Origin of the sequence: Microcoleus sp. OTE_8_concoct_300 (genome assembly GCF_031383065.1) — a bacterium.
Taxonomy (GTDB): Bacteria; Cyanobacteriota; Cyanobacteriia; order Cyanobacteriales; family Microcoleaceae; genus Microcoleus.
This window is the reverse complement of sequence record NZ_JANMZH010000537.1, coordinates 1-25,944: the sequence shown is the minus strand read 5'-3', so window position 1 is coordinate 25,944 and position 25,944 is coordinate 1. Positions and strand designations below refer to the sequence as shown.

At 43.4% G+C, this 25,944-nt stretch carries 15 protein-coding genes, 1 tRNA gene and 3 pseudogenes; 4 read left to right on the top strand and 15 right to left on the bottom strand.

What is annotated here, in order from left to right:
• Positions 1–239: 239 nt before the first annotated feature.
• From ACUVJL_RS24845 to ACUVJL_RS24790, 12 genes are all read right to left on the bottom strand, one after another.
• Positions 240–620 (bottom strand): response regulator, encoded by a 381-nt coding sequence (locus tag ACUVJL_RS24845; RefSeq protein ID WP_445248277.1) that lies wholly within the window; start codon positions 618–620, stop codon positions 240–242.
• 101 nt (positions 621–721) lie between these two features.
• Positions 722–1,180: a hypothetical protein gene (locus ACUVJL_RS24840; protein ID WP_445248276.1), complete on the bottom strand. Its 459-nt coding sequence runs from the start codon at positions 1,178–1,180 to the stop codon at positions 722–724.
• 116 nt (positions 1,181–1,296) lie between these two features.
• Entirely contained in the window at positions 1,297–1,677 is a 381-nt protein-coding gene (locus tag ACUVJL_RS24835) for a response regulator (RefSeq protein ID WP_445248275.1), read from the bottom strand.
• A 151-nt stretch (positions 1,678–1,828) separates the two neighbouring features.
• Positions 1,829–6,595 (bottom strand): PAS domain S-box protein, encoded by a 4,767-nt coding sequence (locus ACUVJL_RS24830; RefSeq protein ID WP_445248274.1) that lies wholly within the window; start codon positions 6,593–6,595, stop codon positions 1,829–1,831.
• A 66-nt stretch (positions 6,596–6,661) separates the two neighbouring features.
• Positions 6,662–7,093: a response regulator gene (locus ACUVJL_RS24825; protein WP_445248273.1), complete on the bottom strand. Its 432-nt coding sequence runs from the start codon at positions 7,091–7,093 to the stop codon at positions 6,662–6,664.
• 10 nt (positions 7,094–7,103) lie between these two features.
• Positions 7,104–9,407 carry an ATP-binding protein gene (locus tag ACUVJL_RS24820; RefSeq protein ID WP_445248272.1) on the bottom strand — a complete coding sequence of 768 codons (2,304 nt, stop codon included), beginning with the start codon at positions 9,405–9,407 and terminating at the stop codon, positions 7,104–7,106.
• Positions 9,408–9,417: 10 nt separating this feature from the next.
• Positions 9,418–11,322 (bottom strand): response regulator, encoded by a 1,905-nt coding sequence (locus ACUVJL_RS24815; RefSeq protein ID WP_445248271.1) that lies wholly within the window; start codon positions 11,320–11,322, stop codon positions 9,418–9,420.
• Between the two features lie 269 nt (positions 11,323–11,591).
• On the bottom strand, positions 11,592–14,927 hold the full coding sequence (gene dpdE, locus ACUVJL_RS24810) for a protein DpdE (protein ID WP_445248270.1): 3,336 nt from the start codon (positions 14,925–14,927) through the stop codon (positions 11,592–11,594).
• A 195-nt stretch (positions 14,928–15,122) separates the two neighbouring features.
• Entirely contained in the window at positions 15,123–15,779 is a 657-nt protein-coding gene (locus tag ACUVJL_RS24805) for a glutathione S-transferase (RefSeq protein WP_445248269.1), read from the bottom strand.
• A 458-nt stretch (positions 15,780–16,237) separates the two neighbouring features.
• Positions 16,238–17,185 carry an oxygen-dependent tRNA uridine(34) hydroxylase TrhO gene (trhO, locus tag ACUVJL_RS24800; protein WP_445248268.1) on the bottom strand — a complete coding sequence of 316 codons (948 nt, stop codon included), beginning with the start codon at positions 17,183–17,185 and terminating at the stop codon, positions 16,238–16,240.
• 54 nt (positions 17,186–17,239) lie between these two features.
• Positions 17,240–17,311 (bottom strand) — tRNA-Gly (locus ACUVJL_RS24795).
• A gap of 283 nt (positions 17,312–17,594) precedes the next feature.
• The gene (locus tag ACUVJL_RS24790) at positions 17,595–18,398 is read right to left on the bottom strand and encodes a calcium-binding protein (RefSeq protein ID WP_445248267.1); all 804 of its coding nucleotides are present in this window, start codon (positions 18,396–18,398) and stop codon (positions 17,595–17,597) included.
• A 710-nt stretch (positions 18,399–19,108) separates the two neighbouring features.
• Between ACUVJL_RS24790 and ACUVJL_RS24785 the strand changes: the two genes are divergently transcribed.
• The 4 genes and pseudogenes from ACUVJL_RS24785 to ACUVJL_RS24770 all read left to right on the top strand — a co-directional run bounded on the left by ACUVJL_RS24785 (position 19,109) and on the right by ACUVJL_RS24770 (position 23,391).
• Complete coding sequence (locus ACUVJL_RS24785; protein ID WP_445248266.1) at positions 19,109–19,882, top strand: ABC transporter permease; 774 nt, start codon at positions 19,109–19,111, stop codon at positions 19,880–19,882.
• 960 nt (positions 19,883–20,842) lie between these two features.
• A pseudogene (locus ACUVJL_RS24780) lies at positions 20,843–21,037 on the top strand (IS630 family transposase); the annotation flags it as partial.
• Between the two features lie 133 nt (positions 21,038–21,170).
• Positions 21,171–21,602, top strand: a complete 432-nt coding sequence (locus tag ACUVJL_RS24775; RefSeq protein ID WP_445248265.1) for a helix-turn-helix domain-containing protein — start codon at positions 21,171–21,173, stop codon at positions 21,600–21,602.
• Positions 21,603–22,491: 889 nt separating this feature from the next.
• Positions 22,492–23,391: an ABC transporter ATP-binding protein gene (locus tag ACUVJL_RS24770; protein WP_445248264.1), complete on the top strand. Its 900-nt coding sequence runs from the start codon at positions 22,492–22,494 to the stop codon at positions 23,389–23,391.
• A 961-nt stretch (positions 23,392–24,352) separates the two neighbouring features.
• On the opposite strand, the pseudogene ACUVJL_RS24765 reads toward ACUVJL_RS24770, so the two are convergent.
• The 3 genes and pseudogenes from ACUVJL_RS24765 to ACUVJL_RS24755 all read right to left on the bottom strand — a co-directional run.
• Positions 24,353–24,476: pseudogene (locus ACUVJL_RS24765) on the bottom strand (IS1 family transposase); the annotation flags it as partial.
• A 53-nt stretch (positions 24,477–24,529) separates the two neighbouring features.
• Complete coding sequence (locus ACUVJL_RS24760; RefSeq protein ID WP_445248263.1) at positions 24,530–24,691, bottom strand: hypothetical protein; 162 nt, start codon at positions 24,689–24,691, stop codon at positions 24,530–24,532.
• 94 nt (positions 24,692–24,785) lie between these two features.
• Positions 24,786–25,742, bottom strand: a pseudogene (locus ACUVJL_RS24755) (efflux RND transporter permease subunit); the annotation flags it as partial.
• Positions 25,743–25,944 lie beyond the last annotated feature (202 nt).

The following is a 25,944-nucleotide window of genomic DNA, read 5'->3' as shown; positions in this document are numbered from 1 at the left end:
AGTCTTCTTTTAATTTCTCCCGATCGGGCTTGGGGCTTTAAACCAATTCTTTCTGGTAAAGTCTTAAGAATCCTGCGTCTGCCATACCGGGGAGTGTCAATCGATTTTAGATTTTAGATTTTAGATTTTAGATTGAAGCATTGAACCTAGGGATAAATTCGGGGGGCAAGTTTCATCGGATACAGGTTTTTTATTTCTCCACGCATGAATCCGGGGGCTTGTATCCTGGATGCTTTCGGTCAATCATTCCATCCCAAAATCTCTGCCACTTTTCCCGGCAGCGTGGTGGCTTCAAATGGTTTGGGAATTACCCCAGCAACACCCATTTCGGCAAAGTTGGCCATATCGCTTGACAAAACTCTTGCTGTCAGCAGAATCACTGGAATCGATCGAGTTATGGGATCGGATCGGAGACGATCGTACAAAGCAAACCCATCCATTCCCGGCATTGATAAATCCAGCAAAATAGCGTTAGGTCGTTCTGTTTGTAGGATTTCTAAACATTCTTGTCCTGATGCGGCCGCCAGGGTGTTCCATCCCGCGAGGTCTTCCAGGCACAACTGTACCAGTTCGCGGAGGTGTTCTTGGTCATCAACGATGAGAATTTGTTTCTCTATCATCTTGTTTTCGGGCAGGAGACTAGCCTCATAATTAGCTACTTGCAAAGCGTTCATTTTATTTGGGTTGATTAGAAATCAACTTTTCGGTTGCCAATTGGGTGTCAAATATACATTTTTGATGAATAGCTCGAATTTGCAGTTGAGAGTGGAATCCGAACTTGGGATGGCGGAACACTCAATTCTTTAGCAAGCTGAATTGTTAAACGATCCGAATGTATTTCAGTTTCATAGATTTCAGGATGTACGCGGTGGGGCAACGGGATGAGACTTTGAAATCCACTAGGAAAGAAATAACCTTCTACTCTCGTAGCTTCGGTAGGTAGACCTTGGATTAAAACAGTTTCTGGAGTGATTTGGAGATTCAAATTGACAAGATGAATGTCAGAAATCTGAACTTTAAGGATAAGTGTCATATCCTTTTCTTGAATTTTAATATCTGCGATCGGTGTTTCCTCTGTATGAGCAATCCAAAGTGTGGATTGCTGACAACCAATGGGCAAACCGGAAAATAAACCTGCGAGATCCTGAATTACATCATTCAAAGCTTGAAAAGAATTCATTGAGTCTCCTCCTAATGCAAAGAACTGTTAGCTGCATAACAGGAGACTAAATAGCAACGGTAAGGATTTGGTAAAGATTCCGTTATTGTTACAAAAATTCACAAAAATGGTGAAAGTTATTCCACCCATCCCAAAATCTCTGCTACTTCTTCCTTCAGGGTGATGGGTTCGATCGGTTTGGCAATTACCCCGGCTACCGCCATCCGGGCAAATTTAGCCCGATCGCTGGGCAAAACTTTCGCTGTCAGCAGAATCACTGGAATCGATCGGGTAATCGGATCGGACTGGAGGATCTCGCAGACAGCAAACCCATCCATTCCCGGCATAGATACATCCAGCAAAATGGCGCTGGGTTGTTCTATTTGCAGCATTTGTAAACATTCCTCTCCCGATCGTGCCCCCACTGTTTCCCATCCGCCTAAATCTTCCAAGCAGGCTTGCACAAGTTCCCGAAGGTGTTCTTCATCGTCAACAACTAGAATTTGTCTGTCAGTCATGGCATTTTGGATTTGAGATTTTGGATTTTGGATTGATGGTACAGATTAATCTATAGCGGTTCTCAATAAAATGAGGTACACACGGCAACTGATGCCCACGGAGGCCTAGGCCCGCTAGAGCACCTCATGTTACTGAGAAAGGCTATAAGCGTTATTCAATGATGGGTAAGGGTAGGGTGAAGCAAAATGTGCTGCCTTCACCTAAGATACTTTCCGCCCAGATTTTGCCACCATGCCGGTCAACAATACTGCGACAGATTGCTAAACCTAAACCGGTGCCTCCTTTTTCGCGGGAGTCAGAAGCATCAACTTGCTGAAATCGCCCAAAAATCAGTTCTAGTTTATCTGCTGGAATCCCTCGTCCGCGATCGCTAACTTGGAACAGCACAAAGTCTGTCTGGTTTTCGGCACTCAGATGAATTGTGGAATCGGCCGGTGAGAATTTAATCGCATTACTGAGCAAATTTGTTAAAGTTTGGACGATCGCATCTCCTGTTGCCCAGACTTCTGCATCTGTGGGGTTAACGATTAATGAAATCTGCTGTTGAGTAGCCAGCGCCTGGATGCTCTCTACTGCTTGCTGCATCAAATCGGCAGCTTTGCAACCAGTTTTCTCCACAATTGCCCGCCCGGAGTCTAGGCGCTCCAAATCTAAAATATCATTAACCAGGTTCACTAAACGATTAGTATTAATGAGGGCAATTTCAATCATGCGTCTATATTTTTCGGGGTTTTTATCATAAACTCCACTTTTTATTAGCCCCAATGACATTTTAATTCCTGTCAAAGGAGTGCGAAGTTCATGGCTGACAATGCCAATGAACTCATCTTTAATGTGTTCGATCTTTTGTCGTTCGGTAATATCTTCCCCAATGCTGATAGTTCCAATGATGTTACCCTCTGAATCTTGCAGCATGGTATTGTTCCAAGCAATGAACCGTTCCTCACCCGATTTGGTTAAGATGCAATTTTGATAATAGGGATGATAATTATGGGCTAAAACTTCCGAAAAAACCACTTGAATCGATTCTTGAAGAGAACCGGGTAAGAATTTGTCAAACCAATTTTCTCCGAGAACTTCTAGGTGAGTATATCCCGTAATTTTCAAGAAGAAAGGATTAACGTAATTGACATTTCCCTCCATATCAAGTCCGACAACAATCAACTGCACGTTATCCAAGAGCGATCGCCAGCGTCGTTCGGCTTCTCGGATGGTGGCTTCGGCTTGCTGACGTTCTTGCAGTTCGAGTTGAAGTTGTAGGTAGAGTTGGGATTGCTGAATGCCGATCGCCAATTGGCTGGCAATTTGTTCCAGCAATTCTATTTCCCAAGATTGCCAATTACGAGGTCCAGTATTTTGGTAGATGATTAACAATCCCCAGAGAAATTCTCCCGAAAAAATCGGGACTGCCATATATGCTTTGGCTTGAAACTGTTCCAAGAGTTGGACATGACAGGGATGAAGTCCAGCAGCGCCAATATCTGTGATCGCAAAGATTTCATGATTTCGGAAACGACCTCCTTGAGTTTCTTGCAGATAGACATCTTCACAAACTTTTTGCAGATACCCTCCTACCAATTTTACCCAACCTTCACCAACTGACTCGACCACAAAATCACCACTCCAATCAGCATTAAATCGGTAAATGGCAGTGCGATCCGTTTGTAATGTCTGAGTAATTTCAGTAACAGCAGTATTTAGAACGGCATTCAGATCCAAAGATTGGCGAATCCCTTGAGTAATCCTCCAGAGCAAATTTTCCTTTCTAGATTTCTGTAGTAAGGCTGCTTCCGCCTGTTGTCGAACTTCTTCGAGGTGCTTCGCTACTGTGAGATCTTGATGAACGGCCACCAGAACATCGCCGTAGTCTGAATGCTTGAATACACAGCAAGTGGCACTGCACCAAAATGGAGTCCCATCTTTCTTGACATTCTGAACTTCATAGCTGAATTCACTGTTTTGTAAAACGGCAGACCGAATGGCTTGATTTACATCTTCAGGACTCACCGATGCGCTGGCATAGTTGAGAATCGAAACGTGCTGACCGTTGAGTTCGCCAAAGTCATAGCCAAACATCTGCTCAAATTTAGGATTGGCATAGACAATGGCTGCATTATCTGCTCTTACTAAACAAATGCCTTCCGCCATGTTGCGGGTAATGACAGCCTGAAGGTCCAGCATTTGTTCTGTTTGTTTGAGTGGAGTCAGATCGCGCAGACTGACGATAACGCCTGAAATATTTTCACCTGCATCACGGAAAGGCGTATAGGTAACGCTCAAAAATTGCCTGACTAAATTGGGAGAGTCAAACCACTTTTCATACTGAATTGTTTCTCCAGCCAAACATCTATCTAAGCGAGGTTGGATGAAGTTATCGAACAACTCGGCACCCAGAATATTCCTAACAGAATTCCCGATTACTTCGCTTTCAGATTTGTTGCACCAATCCAAATAACCTTGATTGGCTATTTGATAAATATAGTTAATATTGAGCAGCGCAATCCCATCTCTTGTATTGAATACGAGGCGTTCATATTGGCGGAAGGCTGCTTCAGTACGTTTGCGATCGGTGATATCAAATACGCTAGAACGACTCATCATGAAGTTACCTGCTTCATCATAAATTGCTGTAGCATTTAAGTTTAACCAAATGAGTTTTCCGTTTTTATTCAAAATCTGAAACTCTAAATTGTTGATGTACCCTTCTTTTTTAAATAACGGAAAGTTTTGATAAAAAATATTTTGACTTTCAAGTGTAATTAAATCAACAAATTTCTTTTGATTGAGAATTTCATCGCGGGTATAGCCTAACCACTTCAGTTCCGTATCATTCATCATAATTATTGTTCCTGCTGCATCTAGGGAATGATAGCCGCAGGGAGCATTATTATAGAGGTCTTCAACTTGAGTGATATAGTGTTGCACAAGTGATTCAGCTTGTTTGCGAGCAGTAATATCATTGTTGATTTCTAAAATCTTAATCGCTCTCCCAGCACGATCTTTTTGGACAACCCAACTGCTAGATACAGTAATCGGGCGGTCGTCCTTAGTGATATGAATTAATTCTCCTTCCCAATAGCCTGTTTCTAACAGTTGTGATTTAATTTCAGCCAAAGGTTCAGGAAACTGAGTTTTCAAGAAAGCGTGCAACTCTTGTCCGAATGCTTCTGCTTTCGTCCAGCCATACATAAACTCAGCGCCCTGATTCCAAAAGGTAATCACTGAGTTTAAATCCCAGGTAATAATACTCTCATGGGCTAAATCTAGCAGTTGTGCTTGTTCCTCTAGCTGTTGATAGGCGTGTTCTTTTTCTAGTAAGGTAACTAACAGCCGATCGTTGACTTCGGTTAGTTCTGCTGTTCGTTCTATTACCCGCTGTTCGAGTTCAGAATTGAGTTTTTGGAGGTCAATTTGTGCTTGTTTGCGATCGCTAATATTTTCCGTGAATAGAATGATGCCACCGATATCGCCATTGCTGCGGTACCAGGGATGAATTTCCCAGCGCAACCATTGCTGCGATCCATCTAAGGAAACAAAAAAATCTTCATCGCATTTTTCGATCGCACCCGCCAAACTGCTTTGATGGTAATGCTTCCACTGTTCTGAAATATTGGGAAAAACCTCGTAGTGCGATCGCCCAAGGATCGATTCGCTGGAATTGAGATGAAAGTCATCAACCCATCGCTGGCTGGCTGCAAGATAGCGCATTTCGCGATCGAACATTACAATACTGGCTGGAGCATATTTGATGAACAATTGCAGTTTTTGTTCGTTCTCCTGCAAAGCTATTTCTGCTAGTTGGCGCTCCCTCAATTCCCCTTGTAGTTGCTCAAATAAATCAGCTTGTTGAATCGCGATCCCAGCTTGAGTTACCACCTGTTTCAATAGTTCAATTTCTGAAGGTTGCCACGGGCGGGGTCCCGTACAGTGATGAGCAGCCAGCAACCCCCACAATTGCTCTCCTTTGACAATGGGAACTACTAAATTTGCCCTCACCTTTAAACTTTCTAGAAATTCAATGTGACAGGGGCTAATTCCAGAATTATAGATATCCGATTTTGCCGTAATCAAACCTTTTTGGAATGGTTCAGCATAATCTTTCCCAATACAAGGATCGTAAATCTGGAGGGGTAAAATAGCCATACAGCCATCCGCCACCGACTCGACAAGAAGTTCCCCTCCCCAGTCAGGAGAAAATTTAAAAATAATCACCCGATCGCACTGAAGAATATTTCTGACTTCTCTTACCGTAGTGTTGAGAATATCCTCTAGTTTGAGCGATTGCCGGATCGAAAGTGCTGTTTGGGCAAGCAGTTGCTGTTGCTGTTGTTGCCATTCCCGTTCTCGAATCAGTTGGTTGTGTCGCAGGATATAGCTAATGGAGCGCTGCAAAACTTGAGCGGTGATTTGGCTTTTTTCTAAATAATCCTGAGCGCCTTTTTTGAGTAAATCAACAGCAATTTGGATATTTCCTTGACCTGTGAACATCAGCACGGGAAAGGTATCTCGTCCAGTCTGTTGTTGGAGTTGTTGCAAAAACTCTAAACCCTCCATATCGGGTAGGAAGTAATCGAGGAGAAAAATATCTGAGATATTCTGTTGACACCATTCGAGAGCATCTTCGCCGTTATCAAATTCGACAATCTGGTAGGTACGATGGCGGTCCTCCATCAAAAATCGTCGGTAGGTAGCGCGATCGACTTCTGAATCATCTATTAACAAAACGGTGTATTGTCCTGTTACCTCAACACTATCTGTTAAACTGCCACAGGGAGCGATCGTCAAATTTAGCACTTCGGGTGTTGTCGGTTGTCGGTGAGTTTCGGAATGCCGCGCCTGCTTGAGAGCGACCACTTCCCTCCGCAACAACTCTAATTCAGCAATCAGTTGGTCTTGAGTTTTGTCGCAATCGTCCATACTATCTCCTGCTATTTTATACTTTGCTATCGTCACCCAAATAAACTATTTTGCCTTGAAATTAACTTAGGATAATTCCGGTAAAATTGAAAATTCAAACCAATAGCGAAATAAAGTGTGTAAAGTATCCGTTAACTGCGATATTCCCATTGGTTTTAATAGATAACCATTCACCCCTTGGGCATAGCAAAATTTCACATCCTTTTGATTAAAAGATGTAGTAAAGACAACCACAGGAATTAACTTTAATTCTTCCTGAGTTCTCAGGGTTGCTAATACCTCTCGTCCATCGGTTCCGGGTAAGTTTAAATCTAAGAGAATTAAACTAGGACGAGGTGCCGTCTGCGGATCGGCATAACTTTCTTCCTGAAACAAAAATTCCAAAGCTGTCTCCCCATCATTACAGCGGTAAATCGAGAATGAAACCGCGAGGGTTTTGATCGCCCGCATGAAAGCTTCATAATCCTCATCACTATCTTCAATGACTAATATACTCATAGGTTTATCTTTACTTTTCATGTTGACCTGAAAGAGTAAAATAAAATGTCGTTCCTTCCTGATATTTTGATTCTGCCCAAATTTGTCCTCCATGCCGTTCGACAATTTTTTTAACAATTGTTAATCCGGCCCCTGTTCCACCTCCATATTTATTTTGGGCGTGCAAGCGTTTAAAAATCCGAAAAATGGTATCTAAATGTTTTTCTTTGATGCCAATGCCATTATCTTTTACATAAAAAACCGGGATGTTTTGGTGAAAACAAGGATGATCGACCAATGTCCAATCGGGTTTCTCCATTACCAAACCGATTTCTAGGCGTTTTTCCGGTTTATCGTTATACTTAATCGCATTACTAATTAAATTAACAAAAATTTCTTCTGTTAAAACGCGATCGCCTTGAATTTGAATATTTTCAGGGATTTGTAGTTCGATTTTAAAATCCGATGTGGTGATTTTTATGAGGTCGATCGCGTTAGTAATTATTTTTTTTAAATCGAGATCCGTTCGGTTTAACTCCGCACGAGACAATCGAGAAAAATCCAGTAAAGCATTAATTAAATTTTCCATTCGCTTGGTTAATTCCATTAATGTATTTAATTTTTTTACCCCATCTTCATCTAATTTATCCTGATAATCGTCTAACAAAAAACTTGAATAATTGTGAATTCCCCTTAACGGTTCTTTCAGATCGTGAGAAGCAATGTAAGCAAAAGCATCCAATTCATTATTACTGCGCTGCAACTGCTCGTTAATCAAGGCTAAATCATCTGCTTTTTTGAGAATTATTCCGACAATACTGCTCCGCAATTCAACTATACCACCAATTTCATTAGGTTGCCAGGGCAAGCTTTTAAATTGCACAATCTCCTGCCACTTTTCAAAAGATTTACGCGGGGACAGTCTCAGATTTCCCTCCTCATCAATTTTTTCCTGTTTATTAGGATTGCCTGCCCAATCTACAGTTTGAATTACTTCAGGACGAAACCATAAAATGAAATTCTGCTGCATCTTAGTAATAGACACAACCATCAAACCACAAGCTAAGTCTTTAAACTCTACTGCTGGGGGATAAATTTTAGGCAGACTATCGGTATAATAAAAATTATTTTCCAAATGAGGAACCACCCAATCTATTAATTGAATGATATCCTTTTCTGACGGAGTTTTCCCAAATAGCATGACTAACTCATTAGAAATGATAGCTGCACCTGTGGCATTAGCCAAATTTAACAAACGCTCTCGATCTCGTCCTACCGCCTCCACGAAATCCTCTGCTTGGTAAATACTTTCAACAAAATCCGATTGTAGGTTTTTGAGCCTAATTTCGTCATCTAAATTCTCGTGTTCTTCTTTATTACTTAATTCAAGGGACATGATTTGTCCGATAAATTCACAAAGAGTTCTGGTCTGATAGGGCAGATCTTTTGGTGTGTTATGATGACAGGCAATTAACCCCCACAATTGATTGTTTTTTAATATAGAAATAGACATAGATGCGCCAATATTCATATTTTTTAAATATTCAATATGAATTGGAGAAACACTTCTTAAAACAGAAAAGGTCAAATCAGGGGAAGTATTGGTTAGGGGACAATCACTTGGTATTAAAGCAGCCTGCTGATAATTGATGTTAGGAATTAAGCGTATTTTATTTAAACGATAGAGTTCTTTTGCTTGTTTCGGAATATCGCTATCAGGAAAATGCAAACCTAAATAGGAGGTTAAGTCAGAGCGCTTATTCTCGGCAATAACTTCTCCCGATCCATCTCGATCGAAGCGATAAACCATCACTCGATCGAATTCGATAACTTTTCTAATTTCTTCAGCTATTAGTTGACACAAACCCAGGAGACTTAATCCGCTTTGTATTTTGGTAAGAGTATGACGAGTTAATTGATAAAATTGAAATAAATCATAGGGAGTATCGAGGGTTGAAGTTTCCAGTTCCAGAATCAATAGATTATCGGGTGAACGATGAACAATCCCATAAAAAACAATTGTTTCTTTTTGGGGATTGACTAAATTTAAAGTGAGAGGATTTACCGCCTCAAAGTCTCCTAATAAACATCGGGAAATCGCTGTTTGAGATTCTGAATCGAACAGGTCGGCGAGGCTGGTATTTAATAACTCATCGGGGGAATATCCGAGCAGCGATTCAGTATTATCGCTGACTTGTAAAATTTGCCAATGTTCTGGGTCGAAAACCAACAAAATGCCATGAGGTTGAATAGCATTAGGAATATGGATTGGTTCTAAGTCGCAATTTGTCAGGGTAATCGGTTGATCGAAAATGTAATTTAGAGGAATTATCATTGTTTTTATTTTAAGTATTCCCAGGCGTAAGTACAGGACGAGAGCGTTTGATTCGGCTGAGTACCCGCGTGACTAATTCAGGCCCTAGTACCGGCTTGGTAATAAAATCATCGGCTCCCGCTGCAAAGGCTTGTTGGAGAGATTCGGGATCTGTATGGGCTGTCACCACCAAAATCGGTAAATTTTCCCATAGGATATCCTGTCGGACTACCTGACACAATTCTAAGCCGCTGACGATCGGCATTTCTAGATCCAGCACTACTAAATCTGGTTCAGTGCTAATTAACACCTCCCAAAATTGCTGTGGTTCTTTGAGAGTTGTCACCTCAAGTCCCCAGGGAGTGAGTAACGCTGATAATTTAACCAGCATCACAGGGTCATCATCTACGATTAAGACTTTGGCTTCTGAAGTTTTGGGACTGGGTAAAACACGGGCGATGGCTCGAAAAATTTGCTGGGTGGTTGCAGGTTTGTGGAGAAATTGCTTAGCGCCTAAGCGCGATACAGCCAAGCGATCGGCAAGACTATCTCGTCCGGTAAAGACAATTATAGGCAGGTTAGGCGATCGCTCAGTCAGTTCTCGCAGTAGCGTCAATCCATCTTCCTCTGTCTCTGCAAAGCTTAAATCTAGTAACATCACATCGGGCATTGACAAGGCAAGACGCGATCGGGCACCAGTAATAGTCGGCGCAATTTTCATCCGAAATCCCCAAGCTTCCGATTCTACTTGCAATCGCTCCGTTAATGCAGCATCATCATCAACTACCAAAACCCGATAGTTAAAATTTGAAATAGTAGAAACTGGTGCAGCCGTTGATGTAATCGGTGTTTTGTCTAATTCCTGCTGTAATCCTGTCACCAATTCCGAGAAGCGGGTAATTTCCTCAGCAGTCAAAGAGCGATCGTTTATTAGCAAATGCTCTGCAGAGCGGGCCAATTTCGAGCCTTCGGGATAACCAAAAGATCCGAGAGAGCCTGCCAATTTATGAGCTTCATGTTTTGCCGCTTGCTGTAATTCTGTTTCTAAATTTCCTGCTAATAGAGCAGTTTTTGCCTCATCCAATACAGCAATTTGTTGGTTGAAGCCTCCCCTAAACCGCTCTAAAACTTTGTCGAACTCGGACTTATCTATCCCGCGAGATTGAGGTTTTTGGGTGCCCTCAATCCCAGGATTATTTGAACTAGACGGCGCAGATTGAGGGTAAGGTTTCAGTCGATAGCCCATGCCATAAACTGTTTCGATAATTTCTTCAGTTAAGCCGCCCGCCTTCAGTTTCTTTCTGACATCCTTAATATGAGTGATAATAGCGCGATCGGTTGGTGCGTCATCAAATCCCCACAGACGATCCAAAATAGCACTGCGGCTAAAAATGCGATCGGGATTTCGCAGTAATAGTTCCAGCACATTATATTCTGTCGCTGTCAGTGAAATTATTTGTTCGGCAAATGTCACTCTACCAGAATCTAAATCTAAACAAAGAGCTCCCCAAGTCAATGTATTAGCCGCTGAATTCTGAGTAGAACCTGCTGGGGAAAGTGCTTTACTGCGTCGCAATAAAGTTCGTATCCTTGCCAGTAATACTTCCGTAACAAAAGGCTTGCCGATGTAATCATCGGCCCCCGCATCCAAAAAAGCCACCACCTCCGCATCTGAGTCCTTTGCAGTCATTAACAGGATCGGTTTGCAGTAGCCTTGCGATCGCAGTTGCCGACATAGACTAATTCCATCTAATTTGGCAACCTGCACGTCTAACAAAATCAGGTCATACTCAATTGCTGCTGCCAAATCTAGGCTCACTTGTCCATCATTTGCCCGATCGAACCCGTAATGATTTGCTTCCAACACCTTGGCCAGTGTTGCACTCAGCCCTCCATCGTCCTCTACGAGCAGAATTTTTATCGGAGACTTCTTCATTTTGGCTGTGCTGTTCAATTCCCATGCGATCGACGCGCTTTAATGTCAGGCCCAAGCGTGGCTTTTAACTAAATCACGGCTACTCATTACTACTGTTTTTATCTTACCCTTTTTACAGTCCCATCACCTAAAAATTGCTGTCACCTCCGCAGATTACATAAAACAGATCGCCCTTTCATTCATCTGCGTCCATCCCCGTTTATCCGCCTGCATCTGCGGTTAAAAAAGAGCGTTCGCCCCCAAAAAGAGCGATCGCCCTCCCAAACAAATTATCCTTCATCCTCCGACTTTACAGGAGGACGCCCAGAAATCACAATAAACCCCACAGACTCAAGAGTCATGTGCGGGCGGCGAATACCAGCTAAAACAGCTTCACTCAACAAACTTTCCGTACTGATTTCCTCAGCCAAAACCGATTCTAAAGCTTGTTCAGATTTAGAAAGTCGATTCAAGCGCAACTGCAATTGATTCACCCGGTTTTCGAGTTGGATAGCAGCAGTAACAGCAGATTGCTCGCACATTTCTCGAAAAGCCGATCGCCCGCGCAGCAATTCCTCCGATATCACCCGTCCCTTTTGGCAAAAATCATCCCATTCTAGCGGATCGACAAAACTGTCAATAAGCGACGTGCGATTTTTTGACAAATTGTAATCCCGAATCGCTGGGCTTTTCCCCTTATAAGCCCGCTGCAAAATCGCCAGAAGTTCCGCATCTTCCACCAGAGACATCTCCTCGCTACGAGCATCTACATACACCGTTTCAAAAGTTGGGATAAACAGAGCATCAGCGCGTCGCTGCAAAGCTTTCAAGTTGTAATTTTCGATGTTTTGTGCTTCCAAAACTTGCTGGGCAGGCTGCACATCAGTCTGGATTGAATAATTAAACTGAAAGCCGAACCACTCCTTCCCGGGCTCCGCATCCCAACTTTCATCATGTCGCCACATAGCAAAAGCTTGACCCCGATCGTCCCAGCGAATATAAGAGCCAAGTGCATCGATCAATCCCTCACCAATGCGGTAAAGAGCGACATCTGCATTCTGATGAGCAATACGGCGATTGTAACTACCATACTGCTGACAATAAGGAATCAATCTAGTTCTCAAATCGTTCGAGGGAATCAAAGTTTTTTGAGTAGGTTGATAGCGCAGCAACCCCGATATACTCGGATGTTCGATTTGTTTGAAGTGGAGAGCTTGACACAACCAACCTTCCACAGCCCGCTGCATTTCTTTATGCTTAGCATCGCAGTTATCGAGGGATTCAAAATACTGAGAGGCGCTGTCATCAAGAGTATCAATTTCATCGAGAACGTACTGTTCGTCGATTTTAATTTTCGCTTGTTCGATTTCAGTTTTGATTGATTTAATTTCGCTTGATAAGCCCTTTGCTCCCTCAGTGAACAACTTTTCTTCAAGTTTAAGAAGTTTTTCCTCCGCATAAAACTGAAGGCTAGCAATAGATTTGTTGAAGATTTCAAACCCATCTTTTAAAACTTGAAACCAAGCTTCGTGGGGACTCTCTGGCAAATCCGGGCCTGCAAACAAACAAAATTGCACTCCCATTTTGCTACCAATGCGATCGACTCTGCCGAGTCTTTGTTCTAACTGGTTGGGAAACCACGGCAAATCGAAGTGAATTAACCAATCAACAAATTGCAGATTTACCCCTACTTCCGCCGAGCGATCGCACACTAAGATAAAACAATGCGCCTCAGTCTTAAACCGTTTGAGACTAGCCTCAACCTCATCAGCCGATTTGCTCGTGTCATGGCTGGCGATCGCATTTTTACCAAAGATTTTAGCTAAATTTTCCGCAATCTCTTTACAAGTTGCAGTAAAACTGGTAAAAATCACAATTTTCGGGAAACGCTCGCCCGGAATCGGCCGTTTAATTTGCTGTTGAATTCTCGACAGCAAATCGCGAGGATTGCTGTGATACTCGCGCGGCACCTTCAAAGCCACTGCCAGAAATCGGAGAATCGCGATTCGTAACAAACTCAGTCGATCGGCTCCTTCCTGGGGCTTTTCCAGGGTGTTAAGCAAGGTGTCCAGGATTTCCCTTTCTTCGGGAAACAGCGCAGTTTTGGTCAAAATCGCCGTGTCATTTTGTCCAAATTCGCGATCGAGTTCTGGAGTCGATTTTTTCTGCAAACGAGCTCTGACAACCCGTTCTAAAACACTCAGCCAAGTACCAGAAGCGCGGAAAAACAGCAGAAAAATTCTCTGATATTCGCTAGACTTGGGAGCGACTGTGCGCCACTTATCGAGGATGCTGTGAATTGCCGACCACTGTTCATCATTCAGATCGTACTCGGCTTTGGGGACAGCATCTCGGTCGAAAATCACATCCTCAACCGCATCCCGGCGGTTGCGAAGGATGCGACGATGCAGGCGGTAGGTATCGCTAACGTGAGTGCGAATAGTTCGGACAAGGCGAGCCTGTCCTGCGGTTTCTTTAGTTTTCAAACAACTTTCTAACTCTGTTGCTAATCCGATTAAATAATCATCTTTTGCAAAAATAGTGCGAAGTTGAGCAAGTTTTGTTTGCAAGACAGCAGGCTTAGAATTTTCTCGAAAATTTAGCAAAGCGCGACCGATTTCTTGACGGTTTTGCACCTGTTCTTTGAAGCTTTCCAGGTCATCAAGACGGTAAGTTGTCGGCTCTAGCAAGTGCAGCATCGTTAGAAAATCTTGCTCGTGGCAGAGAACTGGCGTTGCAGATAATAACAATACATTTTTGCTTTTCTGAGCGAGTTTCTGACAGAGTTCAAAGGACTGCTGCTGAACACGATCGCTCGAATTTGCCATTGCCGCCACATCATGGGCTTCATCAACAATCAGAAAATCTAGGTTAGCGTTGCGGCTAATTTGATTGATTTCGCTAACAGCAACAAGCTGCACTCTGTCAGCAAAATGAGACAAATAGAATTTATTTTCCAACTCCTGCCGCCACTGTTCGAGCAGGTATTTGGGAACCAGTACCACAGCGCGTCCGTTGGGATCGTCGAGCAGAAATTGGCGGAGAATTGTGCCGGCTTCTACTGTTTTTCCCAGTCCTGGTTCGTCTGCCAATAAATAGCGCACGATTGGGTCTTCTAGGACGCGCCGGACGACTTCAACTTGGTGCGGATAGAGGTCTATGTTAGCAGAAATTAAACCAGTCATGCCGCGGCTGACAGCCCGCTGTTCGATCGCAGATTGAACGAATGCCAATCGGCGATCGTGAAAATACGGCGTTTCTTGGCCTTTGACTGCTAAAATGTCTATCGGATCGGCGATCGGGATATTGCAGCGAACGTAAAGTTCGGTTTCGACAGCTTGCAAACTTTGGCTGTCGGGGAGGTCAATTTCGTATTCTAATTTATCTTCATCCCAGTCATAAACTCGCCCGATAATCCACCTTTCCTGACTTGTGCTCCAGAGGTAGCAGCGGGTTTGGCGCTGAAGTCTGGCTTCTTGCAGCAGACTTAAGGGCACAGTTTTGCGGATGCGGTTTTTAACTGAGCAAAAATATTCAATTAGGGCATCGGTACGCGATACCTCGACAACTTTTCCGACTCCCAAATCGTTTCGGGGCGATCGAACTAACGAACCAACATCAATCATAATTTCAGCCTGACAATACTTACTAGATTACACTAACGCCTGAGCGACTAGAATAACATTGCATCTTAGAATTCTTACATAAATCTTTGATTGATACGTCAACCGCAGATGTCAGGCAGATTAACACAGATAAACGCAGATAATTTTAAGAACTGAGAGCGAATGAAAGCAATCTTGTCTCTTGATTGCGGACAATTACGATCGCCCAAAAACAACGCCTGCATTCCCCGATTCCCATTTCGCGTATTTCTGCATAACACTAGCGTAAATTTCTGAGTCTGTAAACCCTGTTAACCAAGCTTGTAGCTGTGACCAAGGCTGTTCGTTAAACCAACCTCGATCCGTATGAGCGAATTGACGAACAAAAGGTGCGATCGCCATATCGGCCAATGCTACCTTGTTACCAAATAAATATTTAGTCGCGCTTAACTGTGCATTTAGTCTGCCCAGATATAAAGAACCTTCATGTCGGTGCGCTTGGGCATCAGCACCTGGATAACGATCCGGGTACTTATAACGGTCAAGATGATATTTAAACCCCTCATCAAATAGAGCGATAAGTTCCAGCATTTCTGTAACAGAACCTTGCTCTGGCATCAACCATTTTTCAGGATCATGTTGTCTCAATGCCCACAACATGATATCGATACTTTGATCCAGTACGCGCCCATCAACATCAATCAATATTGGTACCGTACCTTTGGCAGATACCTCCAACATCTCTTGTGGTTTGTCTCGCAAAACAACTTCCCGCAACTCACACACCCGATTGCTAACCATTAAGGCCAAGCGCGCGCGCATAGCATAGGGACAACGGCGAAAGGAATACAAAATCGGGTATGTTGCTGACATATTATATAGCCTTTCTCAGTAACATGAGGTGCTCTGGCGGGCATAGGGCATAGGGCATAGGGCATAGGGCATAGGGCATAGGGCATAGGGCATAGGGCATAGGGCATAGGGCATACCTCACCACGCGATCGAACCGCTATATGTTTAGTCGATCGCACGATCGGGTTTTTCTGGTCAGAAACCGGGTTTCTTTGTATATTTCTCGTCGCCAAACCAGATTTTTCGTCGAAACGGGGTTTCTTTGAGCTTAGTGCTAATAAGGTGAGGCCCATCTAAATTTTATAGTCAAGTTTGATGCAATTCTTGTGGGGTAGCCGTCCCGCCCGCCCCAAAAATACAACGCAAGATGCGGGACAGCTTACTACAGGAGTCAGAAACCCAGTTTCTTTCTATATTTCTCGTCGCCAAACAAGATTTTTCGTATCAACCGGGTTTCTGTGAGCTTAGTTTTAATACTATTAGTCGCAGGCCTCATCTACTTTTTCCTTCGCATCGTAGCGCGCGCCTATATGTACTTGGTTGCGACGCTTAGCAAACTCAATCTGACGTTGACGCTCAGATAAGCCTTGTTTTTTGGTTTCTGTTTTTGAGTCATGGCAATGAGGACAACTCACACCAAGTACAAATAATTCAGAAGCCTTATCTTCCTGACTAATCGGGTGACGACAACCGCGACAAAGTTCATAGTTACCCGACTTTAACCCATGACCAACAGAAACCCGCTCATCAAAGACAAAACATTCACCTTCCCAACGACTTTCTGCTTCCGGCACCGTTTCCAAATATTTTAAAATTCCGCCTTCGAGATGATAGACTTCCTCAAAACCTTGAGTACGCAAAAAAGCCGTAGATTTCTCGCAGCGAATACCACCCGTGCAAAACATTGCCACCTTGGGTTTATTGCGTAAAGCAGTTTCCCGCAGCACCCATTCAGGTAATTCGGAAAAGCTTTTTGTTTTTGGATTAATAGCGCCTTCAAAAGTACCCATAGATACCTCAAAGTCGTTACGAACATCAACCACGACAACATCCGGATCGTCAAGCAGCTTATTCCACTCATCAGGCTTAACATATTTGCCAGCCATGAGGCGGGGATTAATGTCCGGTATCCCCATCGTGACGATTTCGCGCTTCAAGCGTATTTTCAGGCGGTAAAAAGGTGCTTTTTCCGAGAAAGATTCCTTGTGTACCAGATCCGCAAAACGCGGGTCACTACGCAAGAATGCCAGCACTGCGTGTACGCCCTCGGAGGAGCCGGCAATAGTGCCGTTGATGCCTTCAGAGGCCAGCAAGATAGTGCCTTTGACCTGATTGTTGTTGCAACAATCGAGTAGCGGTGCTTTCAGGTCGGCAAAATCCGGTAGTTCAACGAACTTATATAAAGCAGCGGTTAAAAAATAAGCCATAGATTGAATTGATAGCACTAATTAATTTTCATAATTCTATGAAAATTCAGTCAAAGCGGACGGTGGGACTCGAACCCACGACGTTCAGCATGGGAAGCTGACATTCTACCGCTGAATTACGCCCGCGCTTAGTGTTTTTTACCTGCTTTCACCTTCTTTGACCTTGGAGGCGTCGCAGTAAAAAATGACTAGATAAACATCATACAACTATTTTCTGATTTTGAGTATACCATTTTGACAATCAATTTGGGGCGACAGCCGATCGCCCCTGGGCCGCACAAGAAAAGCTTTGCACCAAAGGCAGGACTTAATCTAACTTAAATTTCTTAGTCCGCTAGGAGTGGACGAAAGTTTGACCAGAAGCGGTTTCAACCGCCGATGATCGATCGAGGGGGATCGAACTTTGCCGTTAGACGAAGCGCAAAGAGGTGCTGTCAATAGCCAGGAAAGAAACTGATTGGACGATCGCAATCAATTCATCCGCGCCATTCGTCTTCTTGAAAATAGCGGTCCCAGCAGGCAATCCTGCGGGAGAATCACCTAACTGGTAAGTGCTAGCAGCGCCTTGAAGTTGGATGATATCTTCAGTGGGGTTAAAACCGACAATCAAAGCGTAGTCGCCTGCGCCAGTGCCGGTATCGTTACCATCGTTGTAGTAGAACTTGGTGGCATCTGCCAGCAAGAAAGTATCATTGCCTTCTGCGCCAATCAGGGTATCGACTTCGCCCAGCCCAGGATTAACAGCAGTGCCGTCAACGCCACTCAGAATGTCGTTGCCTTCTTTGCCGTAGAGGAAATCGTTGCCAGTACCGCCCAGCAAAGCATCATTATCTTTACCGCCGTACAGGGAGTCATTACCAGCGTCGCCGGCTAAAGTATTGTTGCCTAGATCGCCGCTGAGGGCATCGTTACCGTCGCCGCCATACAAGAAGTCGTCACTTTTTCCTCCTAACTCGATATCGTTACCCTCGCCTCCAATCACGGTGTCATTGCCGTCATTGCCAAATAGGAGATCGTTGCCGTAGACGGGAGTGTTAGCGTCGATCGCAACGATCGCGTCATTGCTGCTGCTGCCGATATTCCCTGACGCTGAGCCTGTCGGTGCGGGCGCGCTTGTGACTGTGAGTGCGATCGTCGGTGCGATCGTCACAGGCGGTGCGGGAGTGACTTTACGAAATTTTCCTGGGCTTCTTTTCTCTAAAAAACTAGCCAAATTATCAGGGTTGCCATGAACTGAAAACTAAGCTACTGTTGTGTAATCACTCTCCATAAATTAACTAATTTGTAGATAAGTTTTTCATCCTTTATTATCTATAAAATTAGAACTTTTTCCCTTACGTAATTATTCTCAGACTCTTTTCGTACTTTAATAAGTCTCTGTTTTTGATTTGGAGATAGATGGTTTTTGGCTGGCATATTATAACTAATGAGCACTTATTCGTTATTTATATTATACAATCTACCTGTGTATCAGCTTATTCCCAAAATCACCAAAAGTAATATCAACCAGAAAGGGTGTCTCTTTCCTAACTTTTTGCGTAGGTCATTGACTTTTTTAAGAAATTTGATTAAAGTTAGCATATATATTTTGTTATTTGGCGATCGCTTCAGATTTTATGAGATGGCGATCGCTTGTACTTTTGGCGATCGTACCTGAGAATGAAACCGGCCCTGGGGTGCCGGGGGGATCGAGCAGCTTATCGGTAGAGAGTATACTGATACTACGTTTAACGTTAAGTTGTCACGAAGAAGGGCACGGCGCCGTGTCCTCCGTTGCCTTATTCTGTTTTTCACCAATCCATTGATGTTGATTCAGTGGTGTATATTTTGAACTGTTATTTGACAAGTTTATGTAATGACTGTATCATAGGCTATTAACTTTAATTCTTGATTCCCAATTCTAACAATACTAATATATTTCCTATGAAATACTGGTACGAAACGCTCGCAGTAGCACAGCGAATTTTAATTGAATTGGGGAGGCGGCGACGCAGCTTAGTATTGTGGAGTATTTTTCCACTTTCTATCTTGCTAATTAACGGTTTGATTTTAAAAGAACGCGCTAATCTCACCACAGCAAAAGCCTTTGAAACTGCTGCACCTGCAAGCTTAGTAGGAGCGGCTTTATTTTTTAGCTGTCTCGGTGGTAGCGTAGCAACGGTAGTAGCAGAGCGAGAACAGCATACCCTCAAACGCTTGTGTATTTCCCCGCTGAGCGGCACGTCCTACTTTTTAGGAATTTTTATGGCTCACAGTTGTATCGGCATCGGTCAGGTAATTTTAGTATACACGATCGCCTCTTTTTTAGGAGCACAATTTCAAGGCTCTATTCTGTTAGGATGTGCCATTATTCTTCTGAGTATTGTATCTTATGTAGGTGTAGGTTTTATTCTCGGCACACAGTTGGCGAGGCGCACAGAAGATGTCAACTCGCTAGTAGCGGCTTTCGGCGTTCCTTTGTTGATTTTAGGAGGCGCATTTTTGCCGACTTCGCTGTTTCCCAAAAGTCTGCTGAAACTCGCCCAGTACAATCCAATTTATCACATGAACGAAGCGCTGATGGGCGTGTGGGCTGACGGCAAAGATTTGGCTGATATTTCGTCACACTTCGGGTTTTTGTGTATTTTTGCTGTTTTAATGATAGTAGCCGGATGGCTGTCATACCGGCGGATGTTGAGAGTGGAAAGAAGACTTTAATAGAAGTCACACCATTAATATTATTAGTAAGGTGCCCCGGAGCAACAATCCTCAACGCACGCCCTATAACTCCCTATGACCCACCCTACCATACACAACTGGTATTATTGGTAAGGTTCCCCGGAACCAAAATCCTCAATGCTCGCCCTATACAGCAGATTCCATGTATATATAATACACTGTATTTAGTACATAAGCTAAAAAAATGAAACCTTATTCGATCGAGACGAGTTAGAAAATAGTTAAAATTTATGAACAAGGTGATACCTCAATTAGGAAAGTAGCCGCCAGATTTGATGTAAGTAAAGGGTTTGTTCAAAAAATTTTAAAACAAAAACAAACGACGGTTCATGTTCAACCTAAAAAACCGGGTGGAAGCCTGACAAGTGTGTTAAACTAGCGCACAACAGAATTGACCCAGATGGTAGGAAAATATCCGGATACCACGTTGTCAGAATATTGTGAATATTGGCGTTTGAGCTACAACGAAGCAGTCAGCCTTAGCATGATGTGTCGTGAACTACAAAAACAAAATTTGACGTGAAAAAAAAGACCATAGGCAGTAGTCAGTCTGCGACTGAAAAAGTGCAAATTTATATGTGTGAATATTGAGAAAAAGTTAAAAATATTGACCCTGGCAACCTCGTATTTTTGGATGAAATGGGCCTTTTATTGGGTTAACACTCACCCATGCACGTTCAAGATGTGGTACTATAGTCTACGATTTAAAACCCTTTTATCGGGGCGCCAAAGTCACAGTTGTCGGAGAAATCAGCTTAAAAAAAGTAGTAGGATTAATGACACTTGCATGGGTCGATGAATGGCAAGGCTTTTGCAGTTTTCATTGAACAGTTTTTAGTGCCAAATTTATGGAAAGGTGCAGTCGTTGTTATGGATAATCTCCCTGCCCACTCTTCTGGCGGTGATTGAACCCTTGATTCCAACGGGAACGGCGCCCGTCTCCTCAATTTATCACCCTATTCTCCAGACTTTAATCCGATAGAATTATGGTGGTCACAACTGAAAGCTTTTTTACGTCAGTTCTCGCCAACCACTACCAATATGGTTGACGTTTTACTTGCTAAGGCCCTTGAAGGAGTCAATACTAAGCACTTCAAAAACTGGTTTACAAGCTGCTGCCACTGTATCTCATAAATCTGGAACACGCTGTAAATACACCTGAGGCACCCTACAAGTTGATCAAGTGTGCGACTTACGCACCCGACAATTAGTAATACCACTTATCCAAAAATATGCTACTCTAGTATGAGAGTTTAAGGATAGTTATATGAAAGTAAACTACCAAGAAAGAATTGAGGCAACGACTACTGAGTTAAAAATAATTATGGCTCAGCGCCGTGAACTGTACCTCGCTCGACAAAAAGTTCAGGCACTTTATTTGTTAAAATCTGGGTCTAGCCAGAGCATTACAGATGTAGCTGAACTTTTAGGGGTAGATAGAATCACTGTACAAAAATGGTTAAAGCAATATAATGATGGCGGTCTGTCATCATTATTAAAGCTGCGCCGCTCGACTGGGAGAACCCGAGTAATTCCCTACGAAGTAATAGCAGGAATCACGACAAAAATCCGTGAGAAATCCTGCGAGTTTAAGAGTTACAAAGAAATGGCGGGATGGGTGGAAGATAACTATCAAGTATCCGTCAAATATCAAACTTTACACAAGCAACTGCACGGCTTCGCATTCAAGCCAAGTTAAAAGTACCAAGGCGTTTGAGTAACAAAAAAGAGCCGACGGCAGCGATCGAGTTTAAAAAAACTAGAAAAATTGCTGAAAGTCGTCTTCTGGTTGGAGTCAAACACCCCTAATCCAGCAAAAAATAGTCTCAAGTATTGGTGTAAAGATGAAACGAGAATCGGCTTAAAAACGATTGAGAGGAAAAAAAATACAGCCTGTGGCGTCAAACCAAGAGGTAAAGTTCAATCGAATTTTAAAGCTTACTATCTATATGATGCAGTTGCCCCAGAAACAGGAGAAAACTTTTGGTTATAGTTTTCACATCTAGATAGTCAATGCTTTCAAATATTCTTAGATAAATTAGCAGCGGAATATCCGGAGCATTTAAATTTTGTTCAATTGGATAATGGTAAATTTCATTTTTTGTCACCCACTCAAAATCCCTTCGGGACATTTTACTAATTTTTCAACCACCCGGAGGTCCAGAATTGCATCCGATCGAGAATTTATGGCAACATATAGCGATCCTAAATCATTTGTGAATGTCTTACTCCCTCCCCGAACTCGCGGGGAGGGCTGGGGTGGGGTAAAAAATTTATGACTCATTTAGGATTGCTATATAAAACAACAATTGAGTTGGGAAAATTATGAAAATTTAGATGGAATAAAAGAAAAAGTCCGCGCTTTTATTAAAAACTTTTCACTCTTAACAATAGCATCTATAACCGGATGGAATTACATTCGATCGGCACTAGCTACTGTTGCATGATTTTGGAGAAGCGGTATAATGTGCGTCAGACAGAAAATTCTCAATCATCGCCCTGTAGCTTCGTCTGAGGAACCCTACCATACAGAACTGGCATGATTAGAATGTAATTAAAAATAATTAAAAACTAGGAGAATTCAAGCAGTGCTGCAAATTGAAAAGCTAAATAAGTCTTACGGCGATCGCTCAGTGCTTCGAGATTTAACACTGCACATTCAAGCTGGAGAAATTTACGGTTTGCTGGGACCAAACGGGGCGGGCAAAACTACAACTATCAATATTTTATGCAATTTGTTAAATGCCGACAGTGGCAAAGTTTCTATCAATGGCGAACCTGTTTCCGAAGCTACAAAATTGTTAATAGGTGTAGCGCCTCAAGAAAATTTGCTTTACAAAAGCCTTAGCTGCGAAGAAAACCTCAATTTTTTTGCTCAAATTTACGGCTTAGAGCGCAAACAGCGGCGCTATCAAGTAAGACACTGTTTGAAAGCAGTAAATTTGACAGATAGAGCTACAAGCCCGGTGGAAACTTTGAGCGGAGGAATGCAGCGCCGCTTGAATATTGCGGTAGCTTTGGTACACCAGCCGAAATTAGTAATTTTAGATGAACCGACAACGGGTTTAGATATTGAGGCTCGCTATGAAGTTTGGGAGTTAATTCAGCGCTTGCAATCGCAAGGAATTACAGTTTTGCTGACAACCCACTTGTTGGATGAAGCTGAGCGGCTGTGTCAGAGAATCGGGATTTTGAAAAATGGCAGTATTGTAGCTGAAGGTAGTTTAGAAGAGTTGAAAAAACTGATTCCGGCTCAAGAAATTATCGTGGTAAAAACCGACGAAGAAGCTGAAGTCATTGCCCGCGCTAAAAAATACAGTTTCATCCCCCGCCGCTACGGTAGCGATTTAGCTTTTTGGCTGCCGGAACGTTTAGAATTAAAAGAGATTATTTTGCTGTTCGATGGAATTTCTATTGATTCAATCGCTCGGTATCCGGTGCGGTTAGAACATATTTATGTAGAAGTAACTAAACAAACTGTATCTTAATCTGCCTTCATCAGCGTATATCCGCCACCATCAGCGGTTAAAAAATCCAAATTCATCAGCGTACATCCGCTGACATCAGCAGTTCAAAATCAAAGAAACCGGGTTTTTTCCCATCTCTTCGCCTGTAACAAAGTATCTCCCAAAAACCCAGTTTCGGGCCGCCCGCATACAAGCACAAAAACCCGGTTTCTGGCCACCCACCAAGCATGATAAAATAAACATCGGTGTTACTGAAAACTCCCCACAATGGACGAAGCCCGCGCCCAAGCCTATCTGTAACTGATTCAGACACTCCTGAATTGGCCCAAGGGAGACGAACCGCAGATAAGTTGTCGCGCATTTAAATTGTATATTCTCCGCGGGCGGGACGCCCCACAAGACTTTGATTTTTTTTGACATACAATTTAAATGCCGCAACAGCTTATTACAGGATAACTCAGAATTACTGGGTGGGGAATTTCTGCAAGAAGCTTGCGAGTCATTAGTGGCAACATTGACACAGGAAGGACAAGAAAATCCAGCTAGTTTATTGCGAAAGCTGGCTAGTCAGCTAGGGCAATTCTTGGATACGAACGATGACGGAAATAGCGATAACTCTGAAAGTTAAAATCCCCAATAGTATGCACACTTTATCCGAGAATTATTGCAAGCAGAAGCAGATAGCAAGATCAATATGGGGAGCATCCCGATTTGGCAAAAATACTAAACTGCCCATTCACCATTTAATTCGGTACAACGCAGTTGTAACAAAACTGGAGTTTAGACTAAAAAATTGGGTAGTCCTGCATAGTCAGTATAATTAAGGGTTTTAAGTCCATACGGTTGCTGTTAAGCCCGATCCCCCCTAGCCCCCCGACTATCAGGGGGGGACAAGAACTTACTCTTGCGTCCCCCGTATTAAGGGGGATGCTGCAAGGGATCTCGCCCGGAATAAACAGTTTTAACCCAAGCGTATTGGGTTTTAAGTGATAGATAAACGGGCGTTATACTCATGAATAAAATACCAAAGAGCTGCCTATATGATTGGAGAGTTTTTTAGAAAATGAAAGAGTCTTTCTCCCCAATCGAGATATTCTTTGTCTAATGGGGTAATCCTGACTATGCAGGACTACCCGGCTTTTGAGGACTGAAGTGCTCACTACAACCGAATCGATCGCCCTTTTTCCCCTTTCCCCTTGCTACCGCCACCCCGCATCAGATTAAAAATCCAGATTTGCAAACCATCCATGTAAGTAAAAACCACCGGAATCACCACCAGAGTCAGCAGGGTAGAAGTCATCAAACCGCCAATTACCGCCATCGCCATCGGGCTGCGAGTTTGCTTTCCCAGCGCCAATTCCCAAAGCAATTGGCACCATCCCAGCTATCATCGCGATCGTCGTCATCAAAATCGGCCGCAACCGCGCCACCCCCGAATCCAGCGTCGCCTCATACATCGGCTTACCTTCCTGCTGATTCATAATCGCGTAATCCACCAGCAAAATCGAATTTTTCGTCACAATTCCCATCAGCAAAACCACGCCAATCAAAGCGTAGAGCCCGAGAGACTTTTGTCCCACCAGCAGTCCCAGCAGCGCGCCCCCCAGAGACAAAGGCAAAGCCGCCATAATCGTCACCGGATGCAGGAAATTGGCAAACAGCAGCACCAACACAGCATAAATAAACAGTACCGCCGTACCCAGAGCCCCCGCAAAACCGCTGAACACATCCTGCATCACCTTCGCATCTCCCGAGGATTCCTGTTCGACGCCGGGAGGTAGAGGATTCATTGCAGGCAATTTCTTCACCGCAGCGGAAGCTTCTCCCAAAGTCGTACCCTGCAACAAATTCCCCTCTACAGATACTTGACGAGCTCGATCGTAGCGATCGATCTGAGAAGGCCCGCTGCCCAAAGCAATATCCGCCACCGCCCTCAACGGCACCAAAGTATTATTTTTCGCCGGTACTTGCAGATTCTTAATCGTTTCCATATCGCTGCGAAACTGTGGCGCCAACATTACATGAATCGGAATTTGTCTGTCCGGCAAATCAAATTTAGCAAGATTCGAGTCAATATCTCCAATCGTTGCCAGAGATGCAGTTCGAGCAATTTGCTGCACAGATACACCCTGATCCGCCGCCCGATTCGGATCGGGTTTCACCAAAATCTCCGGCTTCACCAAACTCGCGCTAGACTGTACCTCAATCAGTCCCGGAACTTGCCTCATTTGTTGCGTGAGACTTTCAGCAGTTTTAGTTAAAGCCTCGGCATTTTCGCTTTTTAGGACGATCGACATTTGCTTCCTACCGCCGACACGCCCTTGAGAAAAACTCAGCCGCACTCCGGGAACATCGCGAAGTTTCGGCCGCATGGACTCTTCAAACCGCTGTTGTCCGATCCGCTTATCGGCGGGTTTCAATTTCACGTAAAGACCATTTGTGACAAGTTAAGAAAAAGTGCAAATTGTCAAGGGGTATAAAAAAGAAAGGTAAAATAGAATGAAACCTTTGTCAGGCAAGCATTTGAGCCATAATTGAACCAGTTATGACTAGCAAAAAACGCATCAACCGAGA